Here is a 12,456-nt window from a genome sequence, read left to right on the forward strand (position 1 = left end):
AATGAAAGTAACGCCTGAAAGCCTGGTGCATGAACATCATGAAAGCGGAGCCTGGTCCGATTTGCCGCTTGATGAAATTTTCCGCCAAACCGCCGAAAACCATCCCGACCGTATCGCCATTGTCGATGCGCCGGATCGCGCAACCTGGACCGGTGGCGCGCCACGCCGTCTGACATACGCTGAAGCGGATCGTGAGATCGACAAGCTTGCCGCATTTTATGGCGCAGTTGGTCTGACCCAAGATCACGTGGTCGGCGTTCAATCGCCCAATACAGTGGATACGGTTGTCGCGATCTTGGCCGCGCTTCGCGCAGACTTGATTGTCTCGCCGCTCCCGCTCCACTGGCGTCAGAAGAACGTGCTTGATGCGCTGAATTCCATTGGGGCCAAGGGCCTGATTGCGGCAGACCGTATTGAAACCCGAGACGTTGGAACAGCTGCTCGGGACGTGGCCGCAGAATTGTTCTCGCTCCGGTTTGTGTTTGGCCTTGGCAAAGACATTCCCGACGGTTTGATCGAGCTTGGGCCAATGCTTGCGGAAATGGGAGATGAGTTCCAGTTTGAGCGGAGCGAACTGCGTCCGGATCCAGCGGATCATGCGGCGACCATCTGCTGGAGCCGAAGCGGCGAAGAAAACATGCCGGTCAGCCGATGCCACAATCACTGGACGTCCTGTGGCACTTTGGTGATCAATGAAGCCCATATCAAGGAAGCGGGCAACATTGTCCTTCCCTATTCCCTAAGCGGGCTGACGGGTCTTGGCGGCGGGCTTGTGCCCTGGCTGATGACGGCAGGAACACTTCATCTTCATCACCCGACATCCCTTGCTAATCTTGCCGACCACGCCAAAGCTGTTAAAGCGGATGTCGTTCTTGCTCCGGGGCCACTTGCGCAGACACTGGACCGTAAGCTTGGCGATATGAACACAACCCTCCTGGCTGCCTGGAATATCTCCTCGCCGCAGCCAACAACGTTCGTGCCGCGCAGGAGAATGGTTGATCTCAATATCGCCGACGAATTTGCCCTGACTGCCCAGGCAAGAGGGCCGAGTGCGAAATCAAGGCCCATACCCCTGGGAAAGCATCAGGGGCCAGAGGGGTGTGAAAGCGGGCCAGCCCTAGTTGAAATCGCCGTCTCTGAGACATTTGAAGACCAAATGCCGACCTTGCTGGTCCGCGGTCCATTGGTGCCCGATATCGGGTGGCGGACCTTGAACGGCAATCAGCGCCGCCTGCGCTGGGAGGGCAACGGATATCTGAACACGAATATCAAGGTCTCTGTAACCGACGAAGGGCTGAATGGTTTTGGCGTGCCTGGTCTTTATGCCTTGGGCACCGGAAACTTGGAAACGATCGACGTCATCTATTCGTCTTATCCCGGAATACGGGAAGCGGCTGCATTCGTTGTCGAAGACCCGGTTCTCGGCGCGCGCATGTACGCGGCCCTTGTTCCAGAACCGGGCCACGTGCCGGATGCCGGTGCTTTTTTCGCCTATCTTGACGCTGAGGGAGTTGACCTTGCAAAAATCCCTCACAGAGTGTTGATATTGCAATCGCTGCCGCGAAATGAAGACGGTACCGTGTGCCGGGACCGATTGACACTTCGCACACAAAGACTGCCTGCGGCTGTCGCGTAATACAAAAGGGACCTGATGAAGGCAGGTCGATGGTGGGAAACGGGATGGACGTAGAAACCTCGCTCTCTTGGCGCGGACCTTATTGGTATGTCGGACGGTGTCCTCTCCGTCCAGCGTCTGCCCACGCGGAGAATGATCAGGACATCTCTCTGATGGGCCTGTTTGACCGCTCACTCTCTCCACCGCAACAGCTACCGGCGGCGGTTATTGTCGACATCCAAGACATCCCGACCGAAAAAAGGCACCCATTCTTTCTTTGGCTGGCAGAAGAGATCCGAACTCTGCCCTGCGATGTTCCGCTTTATGTTCTGACTGGAAGCGAAGATGAGCCGGTCGACGGGCTGCGACCGATGGCGATCTTGGAACGGTCAGTTCCAGATGACATCCTGGTGATGCTGATTTGCATCCATCAGCGGGCCCTACTTCGTTCGGAAGAAGCCAGAATCCGCCGGCGCATCTTCGGCAGGGTCCCCGGGTTTGGTGCAGCACCACACTATACCGGCGGAAGCGGCCTAATGGTTGTTGGGGTTAGCGGGCGTTTTCTGGAGTGGCAGGCAGCAAGCAGCCACAATGTGGAAGTTGTCGGTGCATTTGACGGGGGCATGGCCACCGAATTCATGGCGCAGCGGGCGTTTGACGCGGTTGTCATCGACAGCACATCCGAAGACACCATCGACTACATGCAGCAAATCCGGCGGGATGCCCGATTTGCCAGCTTGCCGGTCCTGGCTGTGTGTGAAGATCCAGAAGATGTCGTTGCCTTGTTCCGGAATGGAGCCTCCGATGTCCTTTTGGGGCGAAACCGGCCCGATACACTCAACCGCAGGCTGGCTTCAGCAATTCGACTCGGTAAAAGGCGCCGCCTCGCAGACCGGGTACTCTCAGAAAGTCATATGTGGCTTCAGCAACAGATTACAGTCGGCGGTCTCGATTGTGATCTCTATGACCATTATCTGGAAACGACAGCCAACGCGATGGCCGCCCGCGGGCTCGACCTTTGGGAGATGCGCCTGTCTCCGGAAAACTTCAATATTCCGGCTTCAACCGCAGAGGATCGTGCGGAACTGAATGGCACTTTGCTGTCCGTTGCGGATGCCACTAGCCGGGATGAAGATTTGGTTTGCCTGGTCCGCGGTCTCGGTCCGGTGGCTGTCTTGAAAAATGAAGCCGGAACGTTGCGACTACAAAAACGGATCAACTCCATTCTCGCCCACACGGTGATGGCTCCCTGAGGCTCACACCTGGAATTCGGATTGAACACTGGGGCATTTCCCCCGGACGCTCATCCTGCTAGTCTGGCGGTGAAAGCATTACACCGTAATAAACACAAGGTCGCCCGGATGAACAGCACGCCAGCAATCACCATCGATATCGTCTCAGATGTGATGTGCCCCTGGTGCTATATCGGCAAACGCCGGCTCGAAGCTGCGCTCAAACAAGTGCCTGACATTCCGGTTGAAGTCCGTTGGCATCCGTTTCAGCTCGATGCAACGCTTCCCAAAACCGGTAAGGACCGGCAGCAATACCTAAGCGACAAATTTGGCGGAATGGAGCGGGCGAATGCCTTCTATTCCCAAATCAAAGCGGCTGGCACGGAAGAAGGAATTCCGTTCGACTTTGACGCCATCAAGCTGTCGCCGAACACTCTGGATTGTCATCGGCTCATTCTTTGGTCCCGTGCAGACGATGTTCAGGATGATGTGGTGGAGCGCCTGTTCAAGGCTTATTTTGTCGATGGCGAGGACCTGACAAAGTCCGAACTTCTGGTCCGCATTTCGGAAGAAGCGGGGATGCAATCGGATCTCGTCGAGCAACTGCTCGAGACCGAGACCGATCTCGACAAAATCATTGCACAGATTGGCAAAGCCCAGGAATCGGGCGTGACGGGCGTTCCCTGCTTCATCATCGACGGGAGGTTTGTGCTGGCTGGTGCTGAAAAGGCCGAAACCATAGCAGCCGGGATCATGCACGCCGATGCCACCCGCACCGACGTGGAAGCAGAAACAGCATCGTGATCAGGACGGCCTATTTCACGTAAGGCACGATATCAACGAACCCGAGTTCAGTCGTTGGGTCAAGACGGAAGTCGACAACCCGCCGGACCTGCCGTTTCTTTTCCATTTTCAAGCGCTTCCAAGCCAGCGCGGCAGCGGCCTTCGGATAAACGTGGAAGCCTCGTGGTGCCGTCGACAAATTCTTGAGGCCGAGTGTCCGGCGCAAGACGCCATTGCCATACCGAACAGCGAACTCGTGGCGGATGTCGCGCGTCCAATGTTCCGTGGTGACGGAGATGTTCAAACAATCGTGGTTTTCGACCCGGTGCGGGCCATAAAGTGGCCAGTGCATCATCTCGCCGGGCTCCAGATCGTGCACCTCGGCGTACTCGTCAAACCACGGCTGATAAGGAACTTCCTCTTCCGTCTCCTGCATCAAGATTTTTTCAAGCGACTCGTCGGTCAGGAAGGCTTGATTTACCGGGTACACGTAAACCCGTTTTTCCCCTTGCAATTGCCAGAGGCTCTGGCCTTGCACATCAGCATGGTAATAAACTTGGATCTTCGGCGAGGACACCAAAAGAGACATGTTCCGAATTGTAGTCTTCAAGTGCGGAACACGGGCCTCGAATTCTGAGAAAATTTGGTTGAGAACGCGATCATATTGCGGATCGATGTCCATGATCCGGAACACATTCATCCACAAACGGCCGTTGCGGATACTATTGATCACTTCGGTCCCGCTGGTGCTGCCGATTTCCCCGTGGCGCCACTCCTTGACATTCTTGTCGTGGCCCATCGTGTTCAAGGTGTATTGATGCGGCTCAAGCTTGTCGATCAGCTTTCCAAGAGCTTCCTCGGAAAACAATCCTGTTTCCGCGAGCCGGTGCTTCAGCTTGATGTTCTGGCGGTCAAACAGCGCGCTGTGTTGATCTTGCCAATTGGCAATGACATCTTGGGTTTGGGAAATCGCATTCATAACGCAGCCAATCATCCAGTGTTGAACGCTGACTATGTATAAGAACAACTTCAATATATTGTAAATATTGACGCTGCACTCGTGGTTAATGCATTAACCATTACTCCGACGATTTACCAATCAAATCAAGAGAACCATACAATCCAAAGGGTAAAAGAATACCCCGCAGAATTTTGCGGGGTATTGAACAGCGCGAATACAACGATCAGCCTTTGAGTATGGACCGCCCGGCGTAGAAAGCTTGCGGACCGAGTTCTTCCTCGATGCGGATCAGTTGATTGTACTTGGCAAGCCGGTCAGAACGAGCCAGGGAACCGGTCTTGATCTGACCGCAATTGGTCGCAACCGCTAGATCTGCAATTGTTGCATCTTCGGTCTCGCCAGAGCGGTGCGACATCACGGCCGTGTAAGACGCCTTATGCGCCGTCTCAACAGCATCAAGTGTTTCCGACAATGTGCCGATCTGGTTGACCTTCACCAGGATGGAGTTGGCAACACCCATCTCAATACCCTGACGCAGACGCGCGGAATTGGTCACGAAGAGATCATCGCCAACCAGCTGACATTTGTCGCCGAAAAGATCAGTCGCAGCCTTCCAGCCATCCCAGTCATCTTCAGCAAGACCATCTTCGATGGAAATGATCGGGTAACGGTTGACCAGGTCTTCCAGATACTTTGCCATCTCCTCAGGGTTCAGGGTCTTGCCCTCACCTTCCAGAACGTATTTTCCGTCCTTGAAGAACTCGGTAGACGCTGCATCGAGTGCCAGGAACATGTCTTCCCCCGGCTTGTAGCCCGCGGTCTCGATCGCTTTCATGACAAACCCGATGGCGTCATCTGTGGATGCCAGATTCGGAGCAAAGCCACCTTCATCGCCGACATTGGTGTTGTAGCCGGCAGCAGACAAAGCTTTTTTCAGTGTATGAAAGACTTCTGAACCCATGCGGACCGCTTCGCTCAGGCTTTCCGCGCCAACCGGCATAATCATGAATTCCTGGAAATCAATCGGGTTGTCGGCATGTTCACCGCCATTGATGATGTTCATCATCGGAACCGGCAGGGTGCGGGCAGAGGTTCCACCGACATAGCGGTAGAGCGGTAAACCAGTTGCTTGGGCTGCAGCGCGGGAGACAGCGAGTGAAACACCGAGGATCGCATTCGCGCCAAGGCGCGCTTTGTTCGGGGTTCCATCCAGATCGATCATTGCGCGGTCGATTTGAAGCTGGTCTTCGGCTTCCAGGCCACCGATCGTCTCAAAAATCTCGCCATTCACAGCATCAACGGCATTCTGGACACCCTTGCCCATGTAGCGGTCTCCGCCGTCCCGCAGTTCGACGGCTTCGTGGGCACCGGTGGATGCACCGGACGGTACAGCGGCGCGGCCGAAAGATCCGTCTTCCAGAAAGACGTCGACTTCCACGGTCGGGTTGCCACGGCTGTCAAAAATCTGACGGCCGGTGATGTCGATAATGGCGGTCATGAATAACTCCTCGTTTGCGCTCATCGGTTCTCAGCATTTGGAAGAACCACCGCGATAAGTCCGGGGCAGCGATTGTTAACACCGTCTCCCCCAAGCAATACGGGCCGCAAACTAGCGGCCCAATCGATCAAGCCGGCGTACCGGCGGATTTCTTTACAACAGCATCAATGGCTTTCAGTTCAGCCAGAAGAGCCCCAAGGTTCCGCAGTGCGATCATGTTCGGGCCATCTGATGATGTCGTGTTCTCGGGATCAGGATGGGTTTCGATAAAGACCCCACCAACACCGACAGCAGCGGCTGCACGTGCCAGCACAGCAACCATTTCCCGATCACCGCCGGAAGATCCGCCAAGACCACCCGGCTGCTGGACAGAATGGGTTGCATCAAAGACCACCGGCGCACCGGTTTGGGCCATGATCGGCAACGCGCGCATGTCGGTCACCAGCGTGTTATAGCCAAAGCTTGCCCCGCGTTCGGTCAGGAGCACATTCGGGTTGCCGGAATCCGTTATTTTCCGGAGGACATTTTTCATGTCCCAAGGAGCCAGGAACTGCCCCTTCTTGACGTTGATCACGGCACCGGTTTCAGCAGCTGCAACCAGAAGGTCTGTTTGGCGGCACAAAAAGGCCGGGATCTGGAGGACGTCGACCACTTCAGCGACTGGAGCACATTGCTCCGCGTTATGAATGTCAGTCAGGACCGGAAGACCAAATGTCTCTTTGATTTCAGCGAAAATCGGCAAGGCTTCGTTCAAACCGATACCGCGGGTGGCTGAAAGGGACGTCCGGTTCGCCTTGTCGAACGAACTTTTATAGACAACCGGAATTCCTAGACCGCCCGCAATTTCCTTCACCGCAGCCGCGCATTCCAGCGCATGATCGCGGCTTTCCAATTGGCATGGCCCGGCAATCAAGCTGAAGGGCGCGGAATTGTTGAAGGAAACGCTCCCCACGTTCACAGTGCGGTTGGCTTCAGTCATCAAGGATCCTTTGTCTGCTGGGTAACAGCTTCCCGCCCAATCGAGCGGGTAAATGGGGGTGACGTGAATTCGCGTGTTCAATAACCTTCTTTTCCGGAACCTGCAATATCAGCTGGCCCGGAACACTGATTTGATTTTAATCGATTTAAATTGCGGTCCGCCTCGGACGTGTGATTTACGCCACAACCGTTTCACGCAGATAATAGATACATTCAGTGTTAATACTCTCCGGGGTATTGCCAATACCAAGGGAACGTTACGTCCAAGAGTGTGTTGCGGTAACGCGCGGTCGGATGTGAGCGAACGTTAAAAAGAGCCACTTGCGTGGCAGTATTTGCAAGAGTTGGAATTTCAGGCATGACCAAACCGATCCGCAAAGCCATCCTTCCTGTTGCCGGTCTTGGCACACGGTTTTTGCCGGCGACCAAGGCTGTACCGAAGGAAATGCTGACGATCGTCGACCGGCCGATTATTCAGTATGTGGTGGACGAAGCACGGGCTGCTGGCATTGAGCACATCGTATTCGTCACCGGTCGCAACAAACAGGTGATCGAAGACCACTTCGACGTGGCCTATGAACTTGAAGACACCCTGAAAGCCCGGAACAAGACAGCGGCTTTGGACCTCCTTGAAAAACATCGCCCTATTCCTGGCTCAACCAGCTTCACCCGCCAACAAGCCCCGTTGGGTCTTGGTCATGCCATCTGGTGCGCACGCGACATCATCGGCGATGAACCATTCGCGATTCTTTTGCCGGACGTGATCATCAAGTCGCAAGTCAGCTGCCTGAAACAGATGGTCGACCTTTATAATGGAACCGGTGGCAACGTCCTTGCGGTCGAGGAAGTGCCGGACGATCAGACCCAGAACTACGGCATTGTGGAGCTTGCGGAGAAGATCAACGAAAACGCAGCGCACATTTCCAACATGGTCGAGAAGCCAGCCCCTGGAACTGCCCCGTCCAATTTGATGATCACGGGGCGCTATATTCTGCAGCCCCAGATCTTCGATTTGTTGTCAAAACAAGATACCGGTGCGGGCGGCGAGATCCAGCTGACGGACAGCATGCTGAAGCTGATGGAGACGCAGCCGTTCTCGTCGATCAAGTTCGAAGGCCGGAGTTTCGACTGTGGCTCCAAGGCCGGGTTCTTGAGCGCAAACATTGCGTTTGGTCTTGATGATCCGAAACTCGCCAGTGAAATCCTGCCGTTCATGCGTGAGATGCTCGACCAACCGGAGGCAGCTGAGTAACTGTTCCAGACTGCAGTCTCATCAAGACCCGTCACAAACCGTGGCGGGTTTATTGTTTCACGGCATAACGCCCCTTCCGAAGTGTTGGGCAAAATGCTGAGTTATCCCCACCGGGTGCTTTCCGCAGGGGATTCTTAGCTATTTAAGAACTGAAAAGGAAATACCGGCGTATAGTTGGTGTGTTCGAGAAAGGAGACACCGACTATGGCAGCCTCTTATTTCCGGAAGTACGCGGCCGGTGCCGTTTTTGGCGCAGCCTTGGCATTTGGCTCAGTTTCACCAGGTCTTGCCTCTGATACCAGCGTATTTCAGTCTATCATCAAGAACCAGATGAGTGCCTTCGCTGCGGACGATGCCAAAACGGCGTTCTCCTTTGCAACAAGGTCTCTGCAGCGGCAGTTCCAGACCCCTGAATTCTTCATGCAGATGGTCAAAAGCGGGTATCAGCCGGTTTACCGGCCGAAAGACGTAACGTTCGGACAGTCCAAAATGACCAAGTTTGGCCCGACCCAGGAAGTCTACGTTACCGGGCCCAAGGGCCAGAATTGGCTCGCCCTCTACAGTTTTGAAGAGCAAGAGGATGGGTCTTGGCGGATTTCAGGGTGCTATCTGACAAAGTCGGACGGGTTCGCAGCTTAGAAAACCGGGTCAAGGTTCAATGACGTCAAAGCGCGGCGATGTCGCCGCGCGCCCAATCTTCCTTGGTCTTGGCGTAGAATTCCTCGAACCGGCTCTCTTCAATCGCGTCCCGCATGCCCTGCATGAGCGTTTGATAGTAGGCGATGTTGTTCCAAGTCAGCAGCATTCCGGAGAGAGCTTCTCCTGCGCGAAACAGGTGGTGAAGGTAAGCCCGGCTGTACGTGCTTGTCGCCGGACAGGCGCTTTCTTCGTCCAATGGGCGTGGATCGTCCTGGTGCCGGGCGTTCTTCAAGTTGACCTTGCCAAACCGGGTGTAAGCCAATCCATGCCTGCCGGCACGTGTTGGCATCACGCAATCAAACTGATCAATCCCGCGTTTCACGCTTTCCAGAAGATCGTCAGGGGTGCCAACGCCCATCAAGTAGCGCGGCTTGTCGACCGGCATGACTGGCGTGGTGATGTCGAGCATTTTCAGCATCACCTCTTGCGGCTCTCCGACCGCAAGGCCGCCAACGGAGTAGCCTTCCATCGGCAATTTGGCGAGTTCCTCGGCTGAGCGGATGCGAAGTTCTGGAACATCGCCACCCTGAACGATGCCGTAGAGCCCCTGCCCCTTGCCCGGACCACGCATTTTATCAAATTGAGTGCGCGAGCGTTCTGCCCACCTCAGCGACAATTCCATGGCCCGCTGAACTTCTTCGCGCGGGCTTGGCAACTTGATGCATTCATCAAGCTGCATTTGAATGTCGGAGCCCAGCAAACCCTGAATTTCAACTGACCGCTCAGGTGTCAGATGATGCTTGCTGCCGTCGATATGGCTTTGGAACCGGACCCCATCTTCATCCAGCTTGCGCAGTTGAGCCAGAGACATCACCTGAAATCCGCCACTGTCAGTCAGGATCGTATGCGGCCAGTTCATGAATTTGTGCAGACCACCAAGACGATCGACCCGTTCGGCCGTCGGGCGCAGCATCAAGTGATAGGTGTTTCCCAGAACCACGTCCGCGCCGGTTTCACGCACATGATCGGTGAACATGGCTTTCACGGTTGCCTGTGTCCCGACCGGCATGAAGGCCGGTGTATGGACAACACCGTGCGGTGTGTTGATTTCACCGCGGCGGGCCATGCCATCCGTGGTGATCAGTTTAAAGCCGAATTTTTTGGTTTCGGTCATAACGATGCGTCCTGGCTTGCGTCTGGAAACAGCAGCGATGCGTCGCCATAGCTGTAAAATCTGTATTCGGTATCGATGGCATGCTGATAAGCGGCTCGCATAGTCTCAAGGCCTGAAAGTGCCGAAACCAGCATGAAAAGTGTCGACCGCGGCAGATGAAAATTCGTCATCAGCGCATCGATGGCCTTGAACTTGTATCCAGGCGTGATGAAGATCGAGGTCTCATCTGCAAACGGAACGATTGTCCCGGTTTCCTGTGCAGCGCTTTCAAGAATACGCAAGGAAGTGGTTCCAATGCTGACCACCTTGTTGCCCCGTGCCTTGACGGCTTGAAGAGCTGCGGCGGTTTCCTCCGACACTTCTCCCCATTCGGCATGCATCTTGTGATCGTCTGTATCGTCGGCCTTAACCGGGAGGAAGGTCCCTGCCCCGACATGTAGCGTCACCCGGTGCATCTCGATGCCGCGGTCCTTGATGGCCGCGAGCAGCTCAGGAGTAAAATGGAGACCCGCCGTCGGTGCTGCGACCGCACCATCCTTTTCCGCAAATATAGTCTGATAGTCTTGCCGATCCTGCTCGTCTTCGCCGCGCTTTTGCGCGATGTAAGGTGGCAGCGGGATGTGCCCCACCTGTGCAATGGCAACATCCAGATCGGGGCCGGAACAGTCGAACGCCAGCAGAACTTCGCCGCCGTCTGATTTTTCCTTCACTGTCGCCGTCAACCGGGCGCCGTTCCCTTCAAAAACGACAAGATCTTCGACCTGGAGCTTTTTGGCCGGGCGGACAAACGCCTTCCACCCGTCTGCCGCTGACCTTAAGTGCAGGGTAACGCTGATCCCCGCTTCGATGTCGCCACGCACCCGTTTGCCTTCCAGCTGCGCCGGAATGACTTTTGTATCGTTGAACACTAGCGCATCGCCCGGCTCCAAAAGAGCAGGAAGATCGCGCACGCCCATGTCGCTCAACTCAGGTATTTCACCAGGGCGCACGACAAGCATGCGCGCGGCATCGCGTGGCCGCGCAGGCCGCAATGCAATTCGTTCATTGGAAAGCTCAAAGTCAAACTGGTCGACACGCATGGCGAAGGCTAACTGATCCGGTTTTCGGGGTGTTCGGTTGGGGCTGATAATGCCGGTTTGGCATCAGGTCAACCGGAGGTGAAAACAAACACAGCGCGGATGTTGCCACCCGCGCTGTAAATGTCAGAGCTGAAGCCGAGACTTAAGCGTCTGCAGCAACCTTCATTGAGTTGATCTTGTCCGGATTCTGGACAGGCTCACCGCGTTTGATCTTGTCGACATTTTCCATGCCTTCGATCACCTTGCCCCAGGCCGTATATTGGCGGTCAAGGAAGGTGGCATCGTCGAAGCAGATGAAAAACTGGCTGTCACCGGAATTCGGATCCTGAGCACGCGCCATGGAGCAAACGCCGCGCACATGCGGTTCGGCGTTGAATTCCGCCTTCAATTTTGTGCCGGAACCGCCGGTGCCGGTGCCATTCGGGCAACCGGTCTGGGCCATGAAACCCTCAATTACCCGGTGAAAGACGATGCCGTCATAAAAACCTTCCCGAACCAGTTCCTTGATCCGCGCAACGTGATTGGGTGCAAGGTCGGGACGCATTTCGATCACGACTTCGCCTTGGGTGGTGTCCATGATCAATGTGTTTTCGGCGTCTTTGATGTCAGCCATGGTTTTCTCCTTGGGTATTCAGGGGCCAGTTGGTGAAGCACCGGTTAGCCGGCGTCCGCAGCAACTTGCATCTTGATGATTTTGTCCGGGTTTGCAGGTGGCTCGCCCTTTGTGATGTTGTCGACGAGGTCCATGCCTTCGACGACCTTGCCAAACACGGTGTATTGGCCATTCAGCCAGTCACCGTCCGCAAACATGATGAAAAACTGGGAATTGGCACTGTTTGGGCTGGATGACCGCGCCATGCCAAGCGTCCCGCGCTCAAACGGCGCGGACGAGAACTCGGCGTTCACGTCCGGCTTGTCAGATCCACCGCGGCCGGTTCCGGTCGGATCGCCTGTTTGCGCCATGAAACCGTCAATCACGCGGTGAAAGACGATGCCGTCATAAAACCCGTCGCGTGTGAGTTCTTTGACACGCGCAACATGGTTCGGAGCGAGATCCGGACGCAGCTCGATGACCACGCGGCCATCTTTCAGATCCAGGTAAAGCGTGTTTTCCGGATCCTGCTGCGCAACGGCCATAGCCGGCATGAAGATCAGGGACGCCAGAACAGCCAGGGCTGTGAAAATTCGTGACATTGGTTACTCCCGCAGTTCACGTCGTTGACATGGGGTGAATTGGGATCGGCT

The 12,456-nt window shown here is 55.4% G+C and carries 12 protein-coding genes; 5 read left to right on the forward strand and 7 right to left on the reverse strand.

Features of this window, described 5'->3' with window-relative positions:
- Window position 1 precedes the first annotated feature (1 nt).
- From SADFL11_RS05955 to SADFL11_RS05965, 3 genes are all read left to right on the forward strand, one after another.
- The gene (locus SADFL11_RS05955) at window positions 2–1,636 is read left to right on the forward strand and encodes a class I adenylate-forming enzyme family protein (protein WP_008196675.1); all 1,635 of its coding nucleotides are present in this window, start codon (window positions 2–4) and stop codon (window positions 1,634–1,636) included.
- A 44-nt stretch (window positions 1,637–1,680) separates the two neighbouring features.
- Window positions 1,681–2,868, forward strand: a complete 1,188-nt coding sequence (locus SADFL11_RS05960) for a PleD family two-component system response regulator (RefSeq protein WP_209002747.1) — start codon at window positions 1,681–1,683, stop codon at window positions 2,866–2,868.
- Between the two features lie 108 nt (window positions 2,869–2,976).
- Window positions 2,977–3,651 carry a DsbA family oxidoreductase gene (locus tag SADFL11_RS05965; RefSeq protein WP_008195497.1) on the forward strand — a complete coding sequence of 225 codons (675 nt, stop codon included), beginning with the start codon at window positions 2,977–2,979 and terminating at the stop codon, window positions 3,649–3,651.
- A 10-nt stretch (window positions 3,652–3,661) separates the two neighbouring features.
- Here the strand turns inward: SADFL11_RS05965 and SADFL11_RS05970 are convergent, their stop codons facing one another.
- From SADFL11_RS05970 to kdsA, 3 genes are all read right to left on the reverse strand, one after another.
- A complete protein-coding gene (locus SADFL11_RS05970) occupies window positions 3,662–4,609 on the reverse strand; it encodes a hypothetical protein (RefSeq protein ID WP_134852921.1) in 948 nt (315 codons plus the stop codon).
- A gap of 205 nt (window positions 4,610–4,814) precedes the next feature.
- Window positions 4,815–6,089 carry a phosphopyruvate hydratase gene (gene eno, locus SADFL11_RS05975; protein ID WP_040452025.1) on the reverse strand — a complete coding sequence of 425 codons (1,275 nt, stop codon included), beginning with the start codon at window positions 6,087–6,089 and terminating at the stop codon, window positions 4,815–4,817.
- A gap of 127 nt (window positions 6,090–6,216) precedes the next feature.
- Window positions 6,217–7,068 carry a 3-deoxy-8-phosphooctulonate synthase gene (gene kdsA / locus SADFL11_RS05980; protein WP_008195096.1) on the reverse strand — a complete coding sequence of 284 codons (852 nt, stop codon included), beginning with the start codon at window positions 7,066–7,068 and terminating at the stop codon, window positions 6,217–6,219.
- 357 nt (window positions 7,069–7,425) lie between these two features.
- Here kdsA and galU point away from each other — a divergent pair, with 357 nt between their 5' ends.
- Window positions 7,426–8,319: a UTP--glucose-1-phosphate uridylyltransferase GalU gene (gene galU, locus SADFL11_RS05985; RefSeq protein ID WP_008196671.1), complete on the forward strand. Its 894-nt coding sequence runs from the start codon at window positions 7,426–7,428 to the stop codon at window positions 8,317–8,319.
- Window positions 8,320–8,523: 204 nt separating this feature from the next.
- Window positions 8,524–8,958: a DUF4864 domain-containing protein gene (locus SADFL11_RS05990; protein ID WP_008197258.1), complete on the forward strand. Its 435-nt coding sequence runs from the start codon at window positions 8,524–8,526 to the stop codon at window positions 8,956–8,958.
- Window positions 8,959–8,983: 25 nt separating this feature from the next.
- Here SADFL11_RS05990 and tgt read toward each other — a convergent pair whose 3' ends face one another.
- The 4 genes from tgt to SADFL11_RS06010 form a co-directional block, all read right to left on the reverse strand.
- Window positions 8,984–10,132 carry a tRNA guanosine(34) transglycosylase Tgt gene (gene tgt / locus SADFL11_RS05995; RefSeq protein ID WP_008189697.1) on the reverse strand — a complete coding sequence of 383 codons (1,149 nt, stop codon included), beginning with the start codon at window positions 10,130–10,132 and terminating at the stop codon, window positions 8,984–8,986.
- Entirely contained in the window at window positions 10,129–11,211 is a 1,083-nt protein-coding gene (queA, locus tag SADFL11_RS06000) for a tRNA preQ1(34) S-adenosylmethionine ribosyltransferase-isomerase QueA (protein WP_008195171.1), read from the reverse strand. Before queA ends, tgt begins: the two co-directional genes overlap by 4 nt.
- A gap of 142 nt (window positions 11,212–11,353) precedes the next feature.
- Complete coding sequence (locus SADFL11_RS06005; RefSeq protein ID WP_085955881.1) at window positions 11,354–11,815, reverse strand: peptidylprolyl isomerase; 462 nt, start codon at window positions 11,813–11,815, stop codon at window positions 11,354–11,356.
- A 53-nt stretch (window positions 11,816–11,868) separates the two neighbouring features.
- Window positions 11,869–12,405 (reverse strand): peptidylprolyl isomerase, encoded by a 537-nt coding sequence (locus tag SADFL11_RS06010; RefSeq protein WP_008194791.1) that lies wholly within the window; start codon window positions 12,403–12,405, stop codon window positions 11,869–11,871.
- Between the last annotated feature and the right edge of the window lie 51 nt (window positions 12,406–12,456).

The sequence above is a fragment of the Roseibium alexandrii DFL-11 genome, from assembly GCF_000158095.2.
GTDB lineage: Bacteria > Pseudomonadota > Alphaproteobacteria > Rhizobiales > Stappiaceae > Roseibium > Roseibium alexandrii.

Coding starts and splice junctions, on each gene's coding strand:
- SADFL11_RS05955 (WP_008196675.1), top strand. CDS start 2: ATGAAAGTAACGCCTGAAAGCCTGGTGCATGAACATCATGAAAGCGGA.
- SADFL11_RS05960 (WP_209002747.1), top strand. CDS start 1,681: ATGGACGTAGAAACCTCGCTCTCTTGGCGCGGACCTTATTGGTATGTC.
- SADFL11_RS05965 (WP_008195497.1), top strand. CDS start 2,977: ATGAACAGCACGCCAGCAATCACCATCGATATCGTCTCAGATGTGATG.
- SADFL11_RS05970 (WP_134852921.1), bottom strand. CDS start 4,609: ATGAATGCGATTTCCCAAACCCAAGATGTCATTGCCAATTGGCAAGAT.
- eno (WP_040452025.1), bottom strand. CDS start 6,089: ATGACCGCCATTATCGACATCACCGGCCGTCAGATTTTTGACAGCCGT.
- kdsA (WP_008195096.1), bottom strand. CDS start 7,068: ATGACTGAAGCCAACCGCACTGTGAACGTGGGGAGCGTTTCCTTCAAC.
- galU (WP_008196671.1), top strand. CDS start 7,426: ATGACCAAACCGATCCGCAAAGCCATCCTTCCTGTTGCCGGTCTTGGC.
- SADFL11_RS05990 (WP_008197258.1), top strand. CDS start 8,524: ATGGCAGCCTCTTATTTCCGGAAGTACGCGGCCGGTGCCGTTTTTGGC.
- tgt (WP_008189697.1), bottom strand. CDS start 10,132: ATGACCGAAACCAAAAAATTCGGCTTTAAACTGATCACCACGGATGGC.
- queA (WP_008195171.1), bottom strand. CDS start 11,211: ATGCGTGTCGACCAGTTTGACTTTGAGCTTTCCAATGAACGAATTGCA.
- SADFL11_RS06010 (WP_008194791.1), bottom strand. CDS start 12,405: ATGTCACGAATTTTCACAGCCCTGGCTGTTCTGGCGTCCCTGATCTTC.